Raw genomic sequence first — 17,289 nt, 5'->3', positions numbered from 1 at the left:
GGGCTTGACCCGGCCCACTGGGCCACACGTCACAAGACGTGGATACGTGGCTCAAGGCCGCGCATGACGGCAGTACGAGCGATGTCATCGCTCAGCGGGGTCCCACCCTCATCCGAACGCTATCGCGCCCATCTTCCCGCAAGGGGGAAGGAACAAGGGCATCTATGAATTCGTGAAAGTCTCCGCGGCGGAGCGAGACTCAGCCCTTCGCGCGGATGACCGTGACCTCACGGACCGTGCCTGAGCCGCAGCGATAGGCGATGCCGCGGGTCAGCGCCCAATCTTCGGAGCGCTTTTCGAGGTAGAGGTGCGTACCGCCCATGGCCAGGGTCTGCTCCTGCATGCCGGCCAAGGGCGAGGCGAAACCGGGGCCTGTGGCCAGGATGGGGCTCACCTCGGCAAGGCGCGTGCAGTAGCGGATATCAGCTGGCGAATCGACGGTGTGGATCTGCTCGTCCGGCGACGGGCTGTAGGCGCAAGCCGAGGCCGAAAGAGCAATCAGGGTGGCGAAAAGGGCGCGCTGCATAGGTCCGTGATCCGCTGGTGACCGGTATTCAGCTTAAGCTTAGAGCATGAAGTGCCTCCGGCGAGAAGCCTCCCCGGCCCGACGGGCCGCTTTCCTGAGAGGGTGGTTCTAACCGGCCACAGGTCCGGCTGTTCATCGAGCAGGGTCGCGCACCGTCTCGGTGAGGCCGAAGATCTCCTCGAAAGCGGCGCGCAGGGCCAAATCCACCTCCGGCATCGACACGAGACGGCCGAGGTCGACGAAGCTCGTGACCCCGTGCTGGGAGACGCCGCAGGGCACGATTCCGGAGAAGTGCGATAGGTCCGGGTCCACGTTGAGGCTGATTCCGTGGAAGGTCACCCACCGGCGCACGCGGATCCCCATCGCGGCGATCTTGTCCTCGACGCCCGCACCTTTCTCGGGCCGCGCCACCCAGACGCCAACCCGGTCCTCCCGTCGCTCGCCTTTGACGTTGAAGGCGTCGAGGGTCCGGATGAGCCAAGCCTCCAGTGCCGCCACGTAGCGGCGCAGGTCGGGCGTGCGACGCTTTAGGTCGAGCATCGCATAGGCGACCCGCTGGCCGGGCCCGTGGTAGGTGAACTGCCCGCCTCGGCCGGTCTGGAAGACCGGGAAGCGGTCCGGCTCGATGAGGTCGGCGGACTGGGCCGAGGTGCCGGCGGTGTAGAGCGGCGGATGCTCGACGAGCCAGACCAACTCCCGCGCCGTGCCGTCCGCGATGGCGGCGGCGCGCGCTTCCATGAACGCGACGGCTTGCTCGTAAGGCGTCAGGCCGTCGGAGATCAGCCATTCGACCGGCGCGGCGCCCGCCGCCGCCCGGAGGGCCGTGTCGAGCTGATCGCGGTTTTGTGCCAAGGTCACTCTCGCTCGATGCCGGAGCGAAAAAATTCTGCCCCGATCCAAAAGAAAATATGAGCCGATTTTCGGTCCCGGAGGCCCCTGGCGCATCGTCCGCGCCACCTCCAGGTCCGGTTAAGCTCTTGTCCGCTCTTTCATTTATAACCGATTCAGCCGGGCGCAAGCGCATCCTGCAGGGGATTCAACACCGGGCTTGTGGCGGCCGGATCGATCTGCTAAAGCCCTCGCCTCGTCAGGGGAAACACCCTGATTTCAAAGTTCCGCGGCCATGGCGGAATTGGTAGACGCACTACCTTGAGGTGGTAGCGGGGAGACCCGTGGAGGTTCGAGTCCTCTTGGCCGCACCAAACTTTAGAGAGCGCCCGCAAGGGTGCTGCAAGCAAGGCTCCTTCGGGAGCCTTTTTTGTTGCCCGCACCGTTCGTGAGCCGGAAAACCAGCCTTGTTTCCTGGGCCTGGACAGGGCAGCTAGGCAGCGTTCGCGATTCCCTTCCGCCGCATCGCTCCCGCAAGGGTCCGCCCTAAAAGCCCCGTGGTCTCACCGTTCAAGGACAGGCTCATGCAGGACGTCAACGACCAGACGCCGCCCGAGGGTGCGGTCGCCGAGCCCATGGTCTTCCGCGACGAGAGCGGCGAATTGAACCGGGTCTACGTAGACACCGTCGCGGAGGCCATCGAGGCCTCCGACGCCGCGCGCCTGCGCGAACTCCTGGACGATGTGCACGAGGCCGATCTCGGCGACCTCATCGAGGCGCTGGCGCCCGACGAGCGGCCCCGCCTGATCGAACTCCTGGGGGCCGACTTCGATTTCACGGCCCTGACGGAGGTCGACGACGCGGTTCGCGAGGAGATCCTGGAGGAGCTGGAGACCTCCACCGTCGCGGAAGGCGTGCGAGACCTCGATTCGGACGACGCGGTCCGAATCCTGGAGAGCCTGGACGAGCAGGAGAAAGCCGAGGTTCTCGACCAGCTTCCGGCCCTCGAACGCGTGGCCCTGCAGCGCTCCCTCGACTATCCCGAGGAGAGCGCCGGGCGGCGGATGCAGACCAAGTTCATCGCCGTGCCGCCGTTCTGGACCGTCGGACAGACCATCGACTTCATGCGCGAGACTGACGACCTGCCGGAGACCTTCTACGAGATCTTCGTCATCGATCCCGCCGCCCGCCTTCTGGGCGCCGTGTCCCTGGACCGGCTCCTGCGCTCCAAGCGCCCGGTGACGATCCAGGAGATCATGGACGACGAGCCCGACCGCGTGGTGGCCACCCAGAACCAGGAGGAGGTCGCCCGCCTGTTCGAGCGCTACAACCTCGTCTCGGCTGCAGTGGTGGACGATTCGAACCGGCTCGTCGGCGCCATGATGGTGGACGACATCGTGGACGTGCTCGAGGAGGAGGCGGACGCCGACATCAAGCAGTTGGGCGGCGTCAACTCCGAGGAAGAGCTGTCGGACACGGTGCTCTACACCCAGCGCAGCCGCTTTCCCTGGCTGTTCGTGAACATGTGCACGGCGCTGGCCGCCGCGAGCGTCATCCGCTTTTTCGAAGGGGCAATCGAGCACATGGTGGCGCTGGCCATCCTGATGCCCATCGTGGCCTCCATGGGCGGCAATGCGGGCACCCAGACCATGACGGTGGCCGTGCGAGCCCTGGCGACCCGTGAGCTCGGCAAGGCCAACGCCTGGCGCATCATTCGGCGCGAGGCCATGGTCGGGGTGCTCAACGGGCTCGCCTTCGCGATCATTCTCGGGACGCTGGCGAGCCTCTGGTTCGACACGATCGACCTAGGCCTCGTCATCGGCCTGGCGCTCATGACCGTGCTGCTCTTCGCAGCGTTGGGCGGCATCTTCGTGCCGCTGACCCTCAACCGGCTCGGCGTCGACCCCGCCGTCTCGTCCGGCCCCTTCGTGACGAGCATCACGGACATCGTTGGATTCTTCTCGTTTCTGGGAATCGCGACCTTCTGGTTCGGGATCTGACTCAGATCTCGTCCTGGAACTCCCGGAGAAACCGCTCGAGCCGCTCGTGCCGCTCCCTCGCCAGGTGCGCTCCGGCCTCGGTCCGGAAGCCCGAAGCCAAGTTCAAGAGCTTCGTTCGGAAGTGGTCGACGGCGTAGCGACGGTCATCGTAGGGCCTGTTCCGGGCCTCGGGATCCTCGGGATCGTAGAGCAGGCTGTTCATCCGGCCGGCCGTGTAGAAACAACGCGCCACCCCGATCGCCCCGAGGGCGTCGAGCCGATCGGCGTCCTGCAGGATTCTGGCCTCCAAGGTCTCGGGCTCGATGCCGGCCGAGAAGCTGTGGGCCGCAATGGCATGGGCGACCTGCCCCACCCTGCCGGGCTCCCAGCCGATGGATTCCAGGACCGCCGAGGCCTTGTCGGCCGCCCGTCGCGAGGCCTCGGCTTTCAGGGAAGAGTTCTTCTCGACATGCACGCAGTCGTGGAGCAGCGCGGCCGCAAGCAGGATGACCGGGTCGCCCCCTTCCCGCGCTCGGATCCGCTGGGCACTGCGCCAGACCCTGCGGAGGTGCGCGAGGTCGTGGGACCCGTCTCCGGCGGCATCGAGGCCATGGGGCAGGAGGTTCCCGGCCAAATCCTGGTACGGGGCAAAGTCGTCGAGCGGCACGGCGGACCCTGATGTGAAGCACGGGAAGGCAGGCATCTCACTCGCGGCAGGCCCACGGGAGAGCGTCGTTTCCAACAAAAATCAATAAACTTCTTGTGACTTCTCGGCGCAAGGAAGGATTTCTCAACATCCTGTTAACGACATTCGGTCATCCCTGATGCAATAAGTATCGCGTAATTCTGGTCCCGACGATGAAGCCTCGCCGCCGCCCCGCCCGTCCGAAGAAAGCCAGCACTTTCTCGAAAGTCGTCCGCGCCGTGCGGTTCTGCGCCGTCGCGACCATCGCGGCGGGCCTGGCGTCCTGCGCCGTGGCGCCCACGAGCCGTTATCCCACCAAGGGTGATGTCCGGCCCCACCAGGGCGTGGCCTCCGCTCACGCCCTGCCGATTCACGGGGTCGATATCTCCAAGTGGCAGGGCAAGGTCGATTGGTCGGCCATGCGCAATGCCGGGACGCAATTCGCCTTCATCAAGGCCACGGAGGGCGGCGACCATATCGACGACCGCTTCCTGGAAAATTGGTTCGCGTCCAAGAAGGCCGGCATCCCGCGCGGCGCCTACCATTTCGTCTACTGGTGCCGCCCGGCCCACGAGCAGGCGGCCTGGTTCAAGCGGAACGTGCCCCAGGACCCGGATGCCCTGCCCCCCGTGCTCGACCTCGAATGGAACGGCGAGTCGGTCAACTGCCCCAAGAAAGTGCCCCGCGAGCAGGCGCTGGCCATGATCGACGTCATGCTGCGCGAGATGGAGGCCCATACGGGCAAGCGGCCGATCATCTACACCGACATCACCTTCCACAAGGATATCCTGGAAGGGGCCTATAACGATTATCCCTACTGGATCCGCAGCACCGCCGCCGAGCCGCACCACCGCTACACCGACCGCCGCTGGACCTTCTGGCAGTTCACCACGACGGGCCGCGTTCCCGGCGTGACGGGCGACGTGGACCGCAACACGTTCTACGGCACGGAGAACCAGTGGCGCATGTTCGTGCAGACGTCCTGCGAGCCGCGCGACCTGCGCCGCCTCCAGGCCGCGGGCCTGTGCAACACCGGCGACGTGACCCAGACCGCCAGCATCGACGAGTAACGGCGCGGGCCCTGCCGGGTTAGCCATACTTCGGGACGGGTTGTAGAATCGGCGGCAAGCGGAGGCTTGCCCCATGCCCATAACGCAGCCAAATCTCTGGAACAGCGGTGACGCTTACGAACGCTATATGGGCCGCTGGAGCCGCAAGGTGGCTCCGATTTTCACCGAATGGATCGCGGCCCTACCCGAATCAAGCTGGATCGATGTCGGGTGCGGCACCGGTGCGCTGACATCGGCGATCCTAAGTGCGTGCGAGCCCGCTCGCGTTGTCGCCGTCGACAGCTCCGATGCCATCCTGACGACCGCCGAGGTGGCGCTGGCCGATACCCGTGTCCATTGTAGGCTAGGCGATGCGGCTTCGATCTCGGAGCCGGATGGTCGCTTCGACGTCGCTGTCGCGGGGCTACTGCTCAACTTCGTGTCCGATAAGGAAGCCATTCTTCGCGAAATGGCCCGCGTGACGAGGCCGGGTGGCACGGTTGCGCTCTATGTCTGGGATTATGCCGGACACATGCAGCTGATGCGCACTTTCTTCGATGCTGCCATCGCCCTCGATCCAAGCGCGAGCGCCTTCGACGATGGGATGAAAGCCCCAATCTGCCGCCCTGAACCTCTCAAGTCGCTGCTGACGCAGGCTGGACTGCGGGATGTCGAGGTTCGCGCTATCGACATCCCGACGCCCTTCGACAGTTTCGACGACTATTGGACACCGTTTCTCGGCGGCACTGGTTCGGCACCCAGATATTGCATGTCGCTGAGCGAGGAGGCGCGAGAACGCTTGCGCGAAGACGTTCGCGGCAGGCTCCGGACGGGCCCCGACGGCGAGATCCTACTCGCCGCCAGGGCCTGGGCCGTGAAAGGAACGGTTGCCGAGGGCCCCGGAGTCTATTTCACCTCCGCCTCGTAGATATACAGGGTCGACTTGTCGTCTTCCGGCATGAAATAGCCGCGAAGGCCCGCGTCGCTCGCCTCCATCCAGACCGGGTTATGGGCCATGTCCATGCCGTTGGCGGTCCATAGCAGGATCGGCGTCTGGAAGACAGGGCGCCCGTCCTGGAGGTTGACCAGATCGAGCCCACCGAGGCGGAACGGGTTGGCTTCGGGCGTCAGGCGCATCTCGGTGACGCCGGAGCAGAGCATGCGGTGACCACCGGCGTATTTGCAGTCCTGATAATCGATATAATGCGAGGTGTTCAGGCGGCGGAGTTGCTCCGGGGTGTCGGACGCGTTGGTGGGCTTGCCGTCGGCGCCCAGCGGCCAGCGGTAGAAGCGCCGGGAGCCCCAGCTCACGCCGTGGAGCGAGTTGTCGTCGGTGTCGCGAACGACGCCGCCCACATGGTCGTTGAAGCGGAACATCTCCGTGGCCTCCATGGTCTCGGGGTCGACCCGGTAGACGATGGAGCGGCTGTTGGGCCGATATTCGGCGACCGGCACCCACAGGTACCGCCCGTCGTAATCGATTCCGCCGGGATGGTAGATCGCACCTTCGCCCACCGTGATGTCCTTGATCAGGTTACCCTTCATGTCGATCTTGAACAGGTGCCCAACGCCCTCCCCCGTATCGCGGTCGTAGCCGTCCACCGGCTGGGGAAAGCGCTTGGTGGGGGTCTTGATCTCGACGGACGATACGAACAGCGTGTCGCCGATCTTCACCATGCCCTGGGGGTGGTGGGTCAGGAAGTTGATGGGCACGGCGGAGACCGGCTTCCATTGGGTGCCCCTGGACAGTTTCGTCACCCGCTCGGCCGTCGCCTCCCGGCTCGGATCCGCCGCGAGTGCCGGCGTCACGGCGATCATGGCAAGCGACAGTATCAGTGTTGGCAAACGGCGCATGGGTCTTCCTCCTGGCAGAGGCGATTTGCTTCTGCGACTCTTGTGAGCGCTTCTAACGAGCGCGTGATGTCAGTTTAGTGTGTCGGGCATTTGACGCAACGTAACCCGCATGGCCGCTAGCCCTTGTGGCGACGGGAGGCTATGAGGGCACATCCGAAGCGAAGAGAGACGCCATGACCCTGGACAAAGCCCTCGCCGACGCCCTGCGCGCGACATCCACCGCCACCATCACGACGGTGCTGCTGAAGAAGGGGGTACGCCGCTGCTGGATGCAGGGGCCGATGCCGTATTTCCACGCCGATGAGCGCATCGTGGGCCGGGCCTTCACCCTTCGCTTCGTTCCTGCCCGCGAGGATCTGGCGACACCCGAATCCTGGTCGTCCCCCCGCTCCACCCGCGCCGCCATCGAGGACATGCCCGAGGGCTGCATCGCCGTCGTGGACGCCATGGGCGTGACAGATGCGGGCATCTTCGGTGACATCCTGACGGCCCGGATGAAAAAGCGCGGCGTCGCCGCCCTCGTGACCGACGGGATGGTGCGGGACGCGGCTGGCGTGGAGAGCACGGGCCTGCCGGTCTGGTGCTCCGGCGTGGCGGCCCCGGCCTCCGTTGCGGGCCTCACCTTCGTGGGCTGGCAGGAGCCCATCGGCTGCGGCGGCGTGGCGGTCTTCCCGGACGACGTGATCGTGATCGACGGCGACGGCGCCGTGGTCATCCCGGCCGCCCTCGTGGAAGAGGTGGCGAAGGCCGGAGTCGAGCAAGAGCGCCTGGAGCTGTGGATCATGCGGGAGATCGAGAAGGGCGTACCCCTGCCCGGCCTCTACCCGCCCAATGCGGAGACCAAGGCCCGCTACGAGGCCGAGATGGGCCAGGGCTGAGCCCGGCCTTCAGCACGGCATGTTTTATTACGCATCGAAGATCGGGTGGTTCTTCGCCACCCCGTCCAACCTGCTCGTGAGCCTCATCCTCCTGGGGCTGCTCGTGGCCCTGACGCAGCGTTGGCGGAGGCTCGGCATCGGCTTCGCCCTCGCGATGACCATGGCCACGTTGGCGCTGGGGCTGCTGCCGGTCGCAAACTACCTGCTCCTGCCCCTGGAACGGCGCTTCCCGGCGTTCCAGGACGATGGACAGCCCGTCACCGGCGTGATCCTGCTCGGCGGCTCCGTGGATTCCTCGGAATCCGCGGCCCTGGGCCAGCTCGTCGCCAACGAGTCGGCGGAGCGGGTGATGGACACACTGCTGCTGGCCGCCCGCTACCCCCAGGCCCGCATCCTGATCTCCGGCGGTGGCGGCAACGTGTTCGGGGAGGGCATCGCCGAGGCGCCGATCATCGCGGCCTATTTCAAGGACGTGAAGGTCGAGCCCTCGCGCATCCTGGTCGAGGACCGCTCGCGCACGACGTTCGAAAACGCCATCTTCTCACGGGAGATGGTGGAGCCGAAGCCCGGGGAGCGCTGGCTCTTGGTGACCTCGGCCTGGCACATGCCCCGTGCCGTGGGCGTCTTCCGCAAGGCGGGGTTCGAGGTGACCCCCTACCCGGTCGATTACCGGACTGGCGGCCCCTCGGAGGCCTTCAAGCCTTTCGCCTTCGTGTCCGACGGCCTGCGCCGCCTCGACGTCGCCACCAAGGAATGGGCCGGGCTGATCGGATACCATTATACGGGCCGGACGTCGGAATTGTTTCCAGGACCGTCATCTCCGGCGGATTGAAACCCGCCCCCGTGTGGACCAGAATGCGGGTCGGAGGCCCTCATGACGGCGATCGCAAGGCAACGAAAACTTCTTCAGCAGGCCGTGGCGCTCCTCGCAATCGTTCCCGTTGCCGCGGGGCTCTATGGGGTCCTTTTCGGCCCGTCCATGACGGGTGATGCCGTGAGCGTCTCGGCCGAGAGCCATTTCCGTTACCTGTCGGGCCTCCTTCTCGGCATCGGCCTCTGTTTCTGGAGCACGGTGCCGGGGATCGAACTCAAGACGGGCCGTTTTCGCCTGCTGACTCTTCTCGTGGTCATCGGCGGCCTCGCTCGGCTCCTGGGACTCGGGATGACCGGCATCCCGTCCCTGGTCATGCTCGGCGGCCTGATCCTCGAATTGATCGTCACGCCAGTCCTGTGCCTGTGGCAGGGCCGGATCGCGAATAAGTATGCGGAGATGTTCGGAGTCGCGTGAAGCGCGATCGGCCCTGACCGACAGGGCCCGGCGGTGTATGATGCGCCCATAGGCCTCATGGCCAAGCCGCGCCCCGCATCGGAGGCCGCCTCATGAGTGACGATCACGGCCTGTTCGCCATCCTCCGCCAGTCCGCCGACGGAAGCGTGGTGGATGCCATCGAGGCGTTGGTCCGGAACGCTCCGGACCACCACCTCAACCGCGTCAATGTCCTCGCCTTCGCGGCCCGCCACGGGCTCGAGGCGGAACAGACCATCGCGGCTTTCCTGCACGCGGCGCAGATCGGGATCTTCGAGATGTCCTGGAACGTGCTCTGCCCCGGCTGCGGCGGCGTGCTGGATGCGGGCACGAGCCTGAAATCCGTGAGCCGGGACGAGTACAGCTGCGCCCTTTGCGCTGCGGGTTACCAGCCGACCCTCGACGAGATGGTGGAGGTCACCTTCACAATCGGCCGGCGGGTGAGAAGAATCGCGGCCCACGACCCGGACAGCCTGTCCATGTGGGATTACGACCGGCAGTTCTTCTGGTCCTCGGGCATCGACCTGCCGGAGGATCTCGACGCGGCCTTCGACGATGTGGTGCTGGACGGCGTCGAGCTGCCTGCGGGCGAGCGGGCCCTGTTGTCGCTCCAGCTCCCCGCCGCGTTCGTGATCGTGTTCGATCCGGTCACCCACGCGGCCCTCTTCCTCGATGTCGGAGGCGAGGCGACGCGGGAGCGGCAGACCTTATCCCTCGTCCTGCATGACATCCATCCCCCGCAGCAGACCATTCCGCTGCGGCCCGGCCCCTTGCGTCTGACCGTCGAGAACCGAACCGCCAGGCGCGTGCTGCCGGCGGTTTGGCTCGCCAACGACCGGTTTCACGACATCCTGGGACGCCGTCGCCCGTTCCTGACCGCCAAGCGCCTCCTGACCAACCAGACCTTCCGGGACCTCTACCGGACGGACACCCTCGACATCGACCAGCGCCTGAAGATCACGAGCCTCACCTTCCTGTTCACCGACCTGAAGGGCTCGACGGAACTCTACGAGCGCGTGGGCGATCTCGTGGCCTACGATCTGGTGCGGGAGCATTTCCGGATCTTGAACGAGATCGTGGCGAGCGAGGCAGGCGCCGTGGTGAAGACAATCGGCGACGCCGTGATGGCCACGTTCCCGACGCCCGACCGGGCGGTTGCCGCCGCCCTGCGCATGCGCGAGGCCATGCGGAATCTCAACGAGGCCCGCGGACAGGAGGACCTTCTGCTAAAGATCGGGATCCACGAGGGCCCCTGCCTCGCCGTCATGCTCAACGACCGGCAGGACTATTTCGGTCAGACCGTCAACATCGCGTCACGGGTCCAGAACCTCGCGGTCTCCCGGTCCATCTTCGCGACTGGGCAGGTGGTCGAGAACGCCAAGGCGTCCGAGGTCTTCGAGACGGAGGGCGTGCGACCGAAGGCGCAGGTCGCCTCCCTGCGCGGGATCAACGACCATTACGCGGTCTATGAGATTCCGTGACAACTAGTCCTTGCGGTCACGGGGGCGAGTTCCGATTCAAGCCGCGCCCTTGCCGAGGATCGGTCTCGGTCGCGGCTTGGGATGCCGGGAACACCCCTTCAGTCGCGCCCGCTTTCGTCCAGGCCCATGTCCCGCAGGAGACGCGGCCCGAACTTCGAGCGCAGCTCGCCGAGCCGTTCCTCCGGCAGATCTTCGGATGGAGGATGAAGGGTGGTCTTCGGGAAGCGCCGACGCGCCGTCTGGACGACGTCAACGCGAATGGTGAACCAGACGAGAGGTAATGTGATCTGTATCATCGATACCTGCAGCATGAAGGACGGGAAGGGATGTGGCGTATGCGCATGGTGCAATTTTCAGTGCCATGGGACGCCTCCTTCGGCTGCGGGTTGACGGGTCTGGTCGGCCAGACGGACGGAATTCTACGCGATGACGGATTGATTGGCCAGATCGGGCCGCGACGGGTTCAAATCCCCTTCTCGAACAGGAACTCGTGAGAGCCCGAAATGTCGCCGAGCGGACGCGGCTCGCCGTCGGCACGCGAATATCCCATCCGCTCGTACAGCTTGTGGGCCGCCGTGAAGCGCGTGTCGGACCAGAAGACCAGGCGGTCGGCGCCTTTCGCCCGGCCATAATCCTCCACGATGCGCACGAGCGTCTCGCCGAGCCCCTGGCGGCGCTGGTCCGGGCGGACATAGAGCCGGTGCAGCTCGGCCGTTCCGGCTTCGGGAAAATCGACGGCCACGCAGGCGCGGATGCGTCCTCGTTCGTCTTCAAGGACCCAGAACTGCCCGTCGCCCCGACCGAAGGGTCTGCCTGGCTCCCGCAAGTCCCGCAGGTCGTCATGGGGGTCCACGAAGCAGCCCGGGTAATCCGCAAAGCACAGGGACAGGAGCCCGAAGAGGTCCTGCGCATCCTCGTTCCGGGCCGGCCGCAGGGCAAGGGTCGGGGCGGGGCGCGTCGGCGAGTCGGTCATGGGGTGGCTCCTGGTATGGCTCCTGGGCTTTGGCTGCCTTGCAGGATGGCTGTGGCGGCCGCCTCCAGCATGGCGTGAAGTCGCCGGTAGGACGCGGCTGAAAGATGGATGCCGTCCACCGTGGTGCCCTCCCGAGCGCCGGCGCCATCGCCCTGGAAGGCGGCATGAATGTCTACCACGGTCGCTCCGGCCGCCCGAGCGAGGCGTGCGGCGTGGCGGCTCAGGTCAGTCATGGCGTCGGGGGCATAGAAAGTGGTGAGGCGCTTGCCCAGTTCGACGGGCGGCGGCGTCACGGCGATGAGGGGCAGGCCCGTGGCCGACAGGATGGCGAGGATGCGCTCGTAGAAGCCCGCGACGGTGACCACCTCCGCCGGTCCCTGCCCCTTCTTGGCGTCGTTGGTGCCCACGAGCAGAGCGACGATCCGGGGACGCGCGTTGGCGACGAGACGCTCGACCTTGGGCTCCAGCGCCTCGCACCAGATGCCCGAGAACCCGGCATTCACCACCGGCAGGCCCGCGATGCGGCCCGGATAGAAGCCCTCGACGATGGAATCCCCGAGGAACAGCAGGCCGTCCGGTCCGGCGGCCTGCATGTGTGACCCTATGACGATATCCCGGATCAGCCAATGGGGTGCGAAGGGGTTGGGCTGGTCGGCCACGGCGGGTCCAGGCCGGGATCGATCACTCGATCCCGAGCTTGGCCTTCAGCAGGTCGTTGACGGCTCCCGGATTGGCCTTGCCGCCGGTGGCCTTCATGGTCTGGCCGACGAACCAGCCCAACAGGGTCGGCTTGGCCTTGGCCTGCTCGACCTTGTCCGGATTGGCCGCGATGATCTCGTCGATGGCCTTCTCGATAGCGCCCGTATCGGTCACCTGCTTCATGCCGTGAGCCTCCACGAGGGAGGCCGGATCGTCACCTGTCTTGATGACGAGCTGCAGCAGGTCCTTGGCGATCTTGCCCGAAATGGTCCCGTCTTGAATCAGCTTGACGATGGTGCCGATATGGACCGGGTCGACGCCCGATGACGAAACCGACAGGTTCGACGCATTGGCGTGGGCGGCCAAGTCGCCGAACACCCAGTTCCAGGCGAGCTTCGCGTTCCCGGCAGCCCCGGCGGCCTTCTCGAAATAGGCTGCGTCGTCCGAATCCGCGACGGCCACCCCAGCCTCGTAGGCCGAGACGCCCAGAGCCATGAACCGGGCCTTCTTCTCGTCCGGGAGTTCAGGAAGGTGCCGGGCGAGTTCGTCCACGTAGGCCTGGTCGAATTCCAGCGGTAGCAGGTCCGGATCCGGGAAGTAGCGGTAATCGTGAGCCTCTTCCTTGGACCGCATGGAGCGGGTTTCGCCCCGGCCCGGATCGTAGAGGCGGGTCTCCTGGTCGATGGTGCCCCCATCCTCCAGGATGCCGATCTGGCGGCGGGCCTCCACCTCGATGGCCTGTCCGATGAAGCGGATCGAGTTGACGTTCTTGATCTCGCAGCGCGTGCCCAGCTCCTCTCCGGGGCGGCGCACGGAGACGTTCACGTCGGCGCGAAGGTTTCCCTTCTCCATGTCGCCGTCGCAGGTGCCGAGATAACGCAGGATGGTGCGCAGCTTGGTCACGTAGGCGCGCGCCTCGTCGGCCGAGCGGATGTCGGGCTTCGAGACGATCTCCATGAGGGCGACGCCGGACCGGTTCAGGTCCACGAAGCTCAGGGTGGGATGCAGGTCGTGGATCGACTTGCCCGCGTCCTGCTCGAGATGAAGGCGCTCGATGCGCACCGTGATGGTCTCACCCGACTCGGGCACGTCCACGATCACTTCGCCCTCGCCCACGATGGGGCTTTTGTACTGGCTGATCTGGTAACCCTGGGGCAGGTCCGGATAGAAATAATTCTTACGGTCGAACGTGCTGCGGTGGTTGATCTCCGCCTTCAGGCCGAGCCCCGTGCGGATGGCCTGCCGGACGCATTCCTCGTTGATGACGGGCAGCATGCCCGGCATGGCCGCATCGACCAGGGAAACGTGGCTGTTCGGATCGCCGCCGAAGGCCGTGGAGGCGCCGGAAAACAGCTTGGCCTGGCTCGTCACCTGGGCATGGATCTCCATGCCGATGACGATCTCCCAATCGCCAGTGGCGCCCTTGATGAGCTTTTTCGGATTGACCGGAGCGTTCATGGAGTCCCACGCGCAAAGAAATTCATGTCCGCCCGGAGTAAGAGTCTCCGCCCTGTCCGGTCAACCCCCTCGCGAGTGCAAACCGGCGACGAGCTGGCCGCAAAACGCTGGGAGACCCTCGGGAAATGCCCGGATCGCGACCGTCCTGGGCGGGTGCGGGCTCAGACCCAACCGGCACATGACGTTAAGTAATCTTCACAATTATACACAGTTCTTGAACAGCGAACCTAAGCCTTGATGAAACCCGGTCCAGTTTTGGACGTTGAGTCCCCAGTCAAACGGTCAAGGAGTTCACAATGGCTATGGATCGTGATCCCAACACGTACAACACCGAATCTCAGGTTTACGAGCGCGAGACCCGCGGTTCGAACACCTTAGCTTATCTGATCGGCGGCCTCGTCGTCGCCCTGGGCCTTCTCGCCTTTCTGTTCTATGACGGCGGCACGAATGACGTGAGCACGACGGGCAGCACCACGGCCCCGTCCACGCAGTCGGCCCCGGCCACTCCGACGTCGCCGGCAGCCCCAGCGGCCCCCGCCGCTCCCATGAGCCCGAGCTCCCCGGCCGCGCCGGCCCCGGCTAATCCGCAGTAAAGCGTAGAGTAGAGTTGCGTCGAAGGCCCGGCTTCAAGCCGGGCCTTTTGCTTGCGTGACTGAGGTTGGACGAGTCTTCGGACGGGCCGGCACCGTGATCACGGCCACGCCTGCCACCACGCAGACGAGACCTGCCCAGATCGTGGGGCTGAGGGCCTCTCCCAGGAAGACGGCACCGATGGCCACCCCGATCGGCACGCGAAGGAACGCCTGGGACGTCACGCTCACGGATCCCAGGGTGTGGAGCAGCCGGAAATAGATCGCGAAGGCAAGAGCCGTCGAGAACACCGACAGCCCCAAAAGAGCCGCCAGGGACGCGCCGGACGGGTGGATCGTCCAGGGCCGGTCCATGAGCAGGCTGACGGGCGCCAGGATCACGGCGCCGCAGATCAGCGATCCGGCCGCCGGGGCCATGGGATCGACACCTTTGAAACCCTTCCCGAAAATGGCCGCTCCCGCGTAGCAGGCCGAGGCGACGATGATCGCAACTTGAGCCACCACCTCGCGTCCCAGGCCGTCGAGGGCCTGGACCCCGACGATGAGGCAGGCGCCCGCCAGCCCAAGGGCGACCCCGAGAAGCTTGCGGCCGGAAGTGGGCTCGTGCCGGAACCACAGGGCCGTCATCAGGAAGGCGAAGACGGGGGTCGTGGAGTTGAGGATCGTGGCCAGGCCTGCCTCCACGCTGAGTTCGGCCCAGGCGATGAGGGTGAACGGAATGGCGCTGTTCAGGATCGCCTGAATAAAGAAGCGCCGCCACAGGACCGGGTCGCGGGGCATGGCGACACCCCGCAGGGCCATGACGGCCCAGAGCAACCCACCCGCCAGGGCGGTTCGGGCCGCGATGAACGTGACTGGCGGGATCGTCTCGACCCCGATCTTGATGAAGGTGTAGGCCGCCCCCCAGAGGGTCGCGAGAAGGGCCAGGAGGGCAATCTCGAAGGCCGGGCGGCTGGCCTGGGGCTGGGAGGCATTCATGGGAGCGAGGTCCGGTCTTGGAAAAAGCGCTCGGACATTGTCACGCGGGGCAGGGCCCGTCACGCAAGGATGCTTCGGGGGCGGCCGAAGCGATGGGCCGACGCGACCGTCAGCGCCGGACGAGCCGGTGGGCCATGTAGCCGACGATCGACCAGACCAGAGCCCCGATGGCCCGGACAGGGTAGAAGGTGGGGGTGTCGTGGCTCACGGGCGCCACCCACGGAATGCCGATGGCGGTGACGAGCCAGGACATCAGCACCGCGAATAGGAACGCCGCGATGGCCGCGATGAAGACCTTGCCGAACTGATCCGCCTTCCATCCGAGGAAGAGGGCGGCCAGGATCAGGAAGGGATCGAAGGCCCCCAGCAGCCAAGTGCTTGCCGAGTAGACGGGAGGCGTCACGCTTTCCACCAAGCCTGCGGCAGGGCGATGCGGCCCGCCGCGTCCTCGATCACCTGACCGGCGGCGAAGAGGGTCTCCTCGTCGAAGGCCCGGCCGATGAGCTGGAGGCCGAGCGGCAGGCCCTGGGCGTCGAGCCCGGCCGGAACGGCGAGGCCCGGCAGGCCCGCCATGTTCACCGTCACGGTGAAGATGTCGTTCAGGTACATCTCGACCGGATCGCCCGAGCCCTTCTCGCCGATCCCGAAGGCGGCCGAGGGGGTCGCGGGGGTCAGGATCGCGTCGACGCCGCTGGCGTAAACCTCTTCGAAATCCCGCTTGATCAGGGTGCGGATCTGCTGGGCGCGCACATAATAGGCATCGTAATAGCCCGCCGAGAGCACGTAGGTGCCGATCATGATGCGGCGCTTGACCTCGCGCCCGAAGCCCGCCGCGCGGGTCTTCTCGTAGAGCTCGACGATATCCTTCCCGTTCTCACGCAGGCCGTAGCGGACGCCGTCATAGCGGGCGAGGTTCGAGGACGCCTCCGCCGGGGCCACAATGTAATAGGCCGGCAAGGCGTATTTCGTGTGCGGCAGCGAGACCTCGACGATCTCGGCGCCCGCCGCCCGCAGCCATGCCGTGCCCTGCTCCCAGAGCGTCTCGATCTCCGGCGACATGCCGTCGACCCGGTATTCCTTCGGGATGCCGATCTTGAGACCCTTCACGCCCCGCCCGACAGCGGCCTCGTAATCCGGCACCGGCATGTCCACGCAGGTCGTGTCCTTGGCGTCCGGGCTCGCCATGGAGCGCAGCATGATGGCGGCGTCGCGGACGTTGCGGGCGATGGGGCCCGCCTGGTCGAGGGAGGAGGCGAACGCCACCGTGCCCCAACGGGAGACGCGGCCATAGGTCGGCTTGATGCCCACCGTGCCCGTGAAGGCGGCGGGCTGGCGGATGGAGCCGCCCGTATCGGTGGCTGTGGCCGCGAGGCAGAGGTGAGCCGCGACTGCGGCGGCCGAGCCGCCCGACGAGCCGCCGGGAACGAGATGGGTCCCCTCGATGGACCCGGACGTGCCCGCGCCAACATTCGAGCCCTCGCGGCGCCAAGGCGACACCACCGGCTTGAACGCGCTGGTCTCGTTGGACGAGCCCATGGCGAACTCGTCCATGTTGAGCTTGCCCAGCATCACGGCGCCGTCGTTCCAGAGGTTCCGGGTGACGGTCGATTCGTAGGGAGGCTTGAAGCCCTTCAGGATGTTCGATCCCGCGGTTGTCTCGACGCCTTCGGTGCAGAACAGGTCCTTGATGCCGAGCGGGATGCCCTCGAGGGGCCGGGCCTCGCCTTTGGCGATCCGTTCCTCCGAGGCCTTCGCCATGGCCAGCGCCTGATCGGGCGTCTCCCGCACGTAGGCGTTCAGCGCCCTCGCCTGCTCGACGGCCTGGATATGGGCCTTCGTCAGCTCGGTCGCCGAGAACGTCTTGGCCTTGAGGCCGTCGCGGGCCTCGGCGAGGGTGAGATGGGTCAGTTCGGTCACGGTTCTGATCTCTGCTTCAGCGTCATGGCCGGGCTTGACCCGGCCACCCACGCTTTTTCCTGTTGGAGATCCCCGGGTCGCGCTGCCG

19 protein-coding genes and 1 tRNA gene are annotated in these 17,289 nt (G+C 66.1%); 9 read left to right on the top strand and 11 right to left on the bottom strand.

What is annotated here, in order from left to right:
• Nucleotides 1–199: 199 nt before the first annotated feature.
• Both ILT42_RS20745 and lipB read right to left on the bottom strand, forming a co-directional pair.
• Nucleotides 200–526: a hypothetical protein gene (locus tag ILT42_RS20745; protein WP_204217802.1), complete on the bottom strand. Its 327-nt coding sequence runs from the start codon at nucleotides 524–526 to the stop codon at nucleotides 200–202.
• 132 nt (nucleotides 527–658) lie between these two features.
• The gene (gene lipB / locus ILT42_RS20740; RefSeq protein ID WP_229428819.1) at nucleotides 659–1,378 is read right to left on the bottom strand and encodes a lipoyl(octanoyl) transferase LipB; all 720 of its coding nucleotides are present in this window, start codon (nucleotides 1,376–1,378) and stop codon (nucleotides 659–661) included.
• Between the two features lie 265 nt (nucleotides 1,379–1,643).
• On the opposite strand from lipB, the gene ILT42_RS20735 reads away from it, so the two are divergent.
• Nucleotides 1,644–1,728: transfer RNA gene (locus ILT42_RS20735), tRNA-Leu, on the top strand.
• Nucleotides 1,729–1,938: 210 nt separating this feature from the next.
• Nucleotides 1,939–3,354, top strand: coding sequence for a magnesium transporter (mgtE, locus tag ILT42_RS20730; RefSeq protein WP_204217800.1), 1,416 nt, complete (start codon nucleotides 1,939–1,941; stop codon nucleotides 3,352–3,354).
• Between the two features lies 1 nt (nucleotide 3,355).
• Here the strand turns inward: mgtE and ILT42_RS20725 are convergent, their stop codons facing one another.
• Nucleotides 3,356–4,036: an HD domain-containing protein gene (locus tag ILT42_RS20725; RefSeq protein WP_229428818.1), complete on the bottom strand. Its 681-nt coding sequence runs from the start codon at nucleotides 4,034–4,036 to the stop codon at nucleotides 3,356–3,358.
• A gap of 155 nt (nucleotides 4,037–4,191) precedes the next feature.
• Between ILT42_RS20725 and ILT42_RS20720 the strand changes: the two genes are divergently transcribed.
• Nucleotides 4,192–5,088, top strand: a complete 897-nt coding sequence (locus ILT42_RS20720) for a glycoside hydrolase family 25 protein (protein WP_204217798.1) — start codon at nucleotides 4,192–4,194, stop codon at nucleotides 5,086–5,088.
• Between the two features lie 73 nt (nucleotides 5,089–5,161).
• Nucleotides 5,162–5,995, top strand: a complete 834-nt coding sequence (locus tag ILT42_RS20715) for a class I SAM-dependent methyltransferase (RefSeq protein ID WP_204217797.1) — start codon at nucleotides 5,162–5,164, stop codon at nucleotides 5,993–5,995.
• Here the strand turns inward: ILT42_RS20715 and ILT42_RS20710 are convergent.
• Nucleotides 5,974–6,921, bottom strand: coding sequence for a DUF6454 family protein (locus tag ILT42_RS20710; protein ID WP_204217796.1), 948 nt, complete (start codon nucleotides 6,919–6,921; stop codon nucleotides 5,974–5,976). The two genes, ILT42_RS20715 and ILT42_RS20710, sit on opposite strands and share 22 nt — an antisense overlap.
• A gap of 173 nt (nucleotides 6,922–7,094) precedes the next feature.
• Here ILT42_RS20710 and ILT42_RS20705 point away from each other — a divergent pair, with 173 nt between their 5' ends.
• The 4 genes from ILT42_RS20705 to ILT42_RS20690 all read left to right on the top strand — a co-directional run bounded on the left by ILT42_RS20705 (nucleotide 7,095) and on the right by ILT42_RS20690 (nucleotide 10,586).
• Complete coding sequence (locus tag ILT42_RS20705) at nucleotides 7,095–7,799, top strand: ribonuclease activity regulator RraA (protein WP_204217795.1); 705 nt, start codon at nucleotides 7,095–7,097, stop codon at nucleotides 7,797–7,799.
• Nucleotides 7,800–7,818: 19 nt separating this feature from the next.
• On the top strand, nucleotides 7,819–8,631 hold the full coding sequence (locus tag ILT42_RS20700; RefSeq protein ID WP_204217794.1) for a YdcF family protein: 813 nt from the start codon (nucleotides 7,819–7,821) through the stop codon (nucleotides 8,629–8,631).
• A gap of 42 nt (nucleotides 8,632–8,673) precedes the next feature.
• On the top strand, nucleotides 8,674–9,087 hold the full coding sequence (locus ILT42_RS20695) for a DUF4345 domain-containing protein (RefSeq protein WP_204217793.1): 414 nt from the start codon (nucleotides 8,674–8,676) through the stop codon (nucleotides 9,085–9,087).
• Nucleotides 9,088–9,179: 92 nt separating this feature from the next.
• On the top strand, nucleotides 9,180–10,586 hold the full coding sequence (locus ILT42_RS20690) for an adenylate/guanylate cyclase domain-containing protein (protein WP_204217792.1): 1,407 nt from the start codon (nucleotides 9,180–9,182) through the stop codon (nucleotides 10,584–10,586).
• Between the two features lie 98 nt (nucleotides 10,587–10,684).
• Here the strand turns inward: ILT42_RS20690 and ILT42_RS20685 are convergent, their stop codons facing one another.
• The 4 genes from ILT42_RS20685 to gatB all read right to left on the bottom strand — a co-directional run bounded on the left by ILT42_RS20685 (nucleotide 10,685) and on the right by gatB (nucleotide 13,716).
• Nucleotides 10,685–10,882: a hypothetical protein gene (locus ILT42_RS20685; protein WP_204217791.1), complete on the bottom strand. Its 198-nt coding sequence runs from the start codon at nucleotides 10,880–10,882 to the stop codon at nucleotides 10,685–10,687.
• Nucleotides 10,883–11,049: 167 nt separating this feature from the next.
• Nucleotides 11,050–11,559: a GNAT family N-acetyltransferase gene (locus ILT42_RS20680; RefSeq protein WP_204217790.1), complete on the bottom strand. Its 510-nt coding sequence runs from the start codon at nucleotides 11,557–11,559 to the stop codon at nucleotides 11,050–11,052.
• Complete coding sequence (locus ILT42_RS20675; protein ID WP_204217789.1) at nucleotides 11,556–12,218, bottom strand: SGNH/GDSL hydrolase family protein; 663 nt, start codon at nucleotides 12,216–12,218, stop codon at nucleotides 11,556–11,558. The genes ILT42_RS20680 and ILT42_RS20675 overlap by 4 nt, the downstream gene beginning before the upstream one ends.
• Before the next feature lie 22 nt (nucleotides 12,219–12,240).
• Complete coding sequence (gatB, locus tag ILT42_RS20670; protein ID WP_204217788.1) at nucleotides 12,241–13,716, bottom strand: Asp-tRNA(Asn)/Glu-tRNA(Gln) amidotransferase subunit GatB; 1,476 nt, start codon at nucleotides 13,714–13,716, stop codon at nucleotides 12,241–12,243.
• Between the two features lie 296 nt (nucleotides 13,717–14,012).
• Here gatB and ILT42_RS20665 point away from each other — a divergent pair, with 296 nt between their 5' ends.
• On the top strand, nucleotides 14,013–14,309 hold the full coding sequence (locus tag ILT42_RS20665) for a hypothetical protein (protein WP_204217787.1): 297 nt from the start codon (nucleotides 14,013–14,015) through the stop codon (nucleotides 14,307–14,309).
• Between the two features lie 33 nt (nucleotides 14,310–14,342).
• On the opposite strand, the gene ILT42_RS20660 is transcribed toward ILT42_RS20665, so the two are convergent.
• From ILT42_RS20660 to gatA, 3 genes are all read right to left on the bottom strand, one after another.
• A complete protein-coding gene (locus ILT42_RS20660) occupies nucleotides 14,343–15,284 on the bottom strand; it encodes a DMT family transporter (protein WP_204217786.1) in 942 nt (313 codons plus the stop codon).
• Between the two features lie 109 nt (nucleotides 15,285–15,393).
• Complete coding sequence (locus tag ILT42_RS20655) at nucleotides 15,394–15,687, bottom strand: hypothetical protein (RefSeq protein ID WP_204217785.1); 294 nt, start codon at nucleotides 15,685–15,687, stop codon at nucleotides 15,394–15,396.
• A complete protein-coding gene (gene gatA, locus ILT42_RS20650; protein ID WP_204217784.1) occupies nucleotides 15,684–17,201 on the bottom strand; it encodes an Asp-tRNA(Asn)/Glu-tRNA(Gln) amidotransferase subunit GatA in 1,518 nt (505 codons plus the stop codon). Before gatA ends, ILT42_RS20655 begins: the two co-directional genes overlap by 4 nt.
• Nucleotides 17,202–17,289 lie beyond the last annotated feature (88 nt).

Origin of the sequence: Microvirga pudoricolor, from assembly GCF_016892705.1 — a bacterium.
Classification (GTDB): Bacteria; Pseudomonadota; Alphaproteobacteria; order Rhizobiales; family Beijerinckiaceae; genus Microvirga; species Microvirga pudoricolor.
Note: the sequence above shows the minus strand (reverse complement) of the source record. Positions and strands in the feature narration are given on the sequence as shown.

What these genes read in the sequence shown, in the direction of transcription:
- ILT42_RS20745 (WP_204217802.1), bottom strand. Translation starts at nt 526, where the DNA reads ATGCAGCGCGCCCTTTTCGCCACCCTGATTGCTCTTTCGGCCTCGGCT.
- mgtE (WP_204217800.1), top strand. Translation starts at nt 1,939, where the DNA reads ATGCAGGACGTCAACGACCAGACGCCGCCCGAGGGTGCGGTCGCCGAG.
- ILT42_RS20725 (WP_229428818.1), bottom strand. Translation starts at nt 4,036, where the DNA reads ATGCCTGCCTTCCCGTGCTTCACATCAGGGTCCGCCGTGCCGCTCGAC.
- ILT42_RS20720 (WP_204217798.1), top strand. Translation starts at nt 4,192, where the DNA reads ATGAAGCCTCGCCGCCGCCCCGCCCGTCCGAAGAAAGCCAGCACTTTC.
- ILT42_RS20715 (WP_204217797.1), top strand. Translation starts at nt 5,162, where the DNA reads ATGCCCATAACGCAGCCAAATCTCTGGAACAGCGGTGACGCTTACGAA.
- ILT42_RS20710 (WP_204217796.1), bottom strand. Translation starts at nt 6,921, where the DNA reads ATGCGCCGTTTGCCAACACTGATACTGTCGCTTGCCATGATCGCCGTG.
- ILT42_RS20705 (WP_204217795.1), top strand. Translation starts at nt 7,095, where the DNA reads ATGACCCTGGACAAAGCCCTCGCCGACGCCCTGCGCGCGACATCCACC.
- ILT42_RS20700 (WP_204217794.1), top strand. Translation starts at nt 7,819, where the DNA reads ATGTTTTATTACGCATCGAAGATCGGGTGGTTCTTCGCCACCCCGTCC.
- ILT42_RS20695 (WP_204217793.1), top strand. Translation starts at nt 8,674, where the DNA reads ATGACGGCGATCGCAAGGCAACGAAAACTTCTTCAGCAGGCCGTGGCG.
- ILT42_RS20690 (WP_204217792.1), top strand. Translation starts at nt 9,180, where the DNA reads ATGAGTGACGATCACGGCCTGTTCGCCATCCTCCGCCAGTCCGCCGAC.
- ILT42_RS20685 (WP_204217791.1), bottom strand. Translation starts at nt 10,882, where the DNA reads ATGATACAGATCACATTACCTCTCGTCTGGTTCACCATTCGCGTTGAC.
- ILT42_RS20680 (WP_204217790.1), bottom strand. Translation starts at nt 11,559, where the DNA reads ATGACCGACTCGCCGACGCGCCCCGCCCCGACCCTTGCCCTGCGGCCG.
- gatB (WP_204217788.1), bottom strand. Translation starts at nt 13,716, where the DNA reads ATGAACGCTCCGGTCAATCCGAAAAAGCTCATCAAGGGCGCCACTGGC.
- ILT42_RS20665 (WP_204217787.1), top strand. Translation starts at nt 14,013, where the DNA reads ATGGCTATGGATCGTGATCCCAACACGTACAACACCGAATCTCAGGTT.
- ILT42_RS20660 (WP_204217786.1), bottom strand. Translation starts at nt 15,284, where the DNA reads ATGAATGCCTCCCAGCCCCAGGCCAGCCGCCCGGCCTTCGAGATTGCC.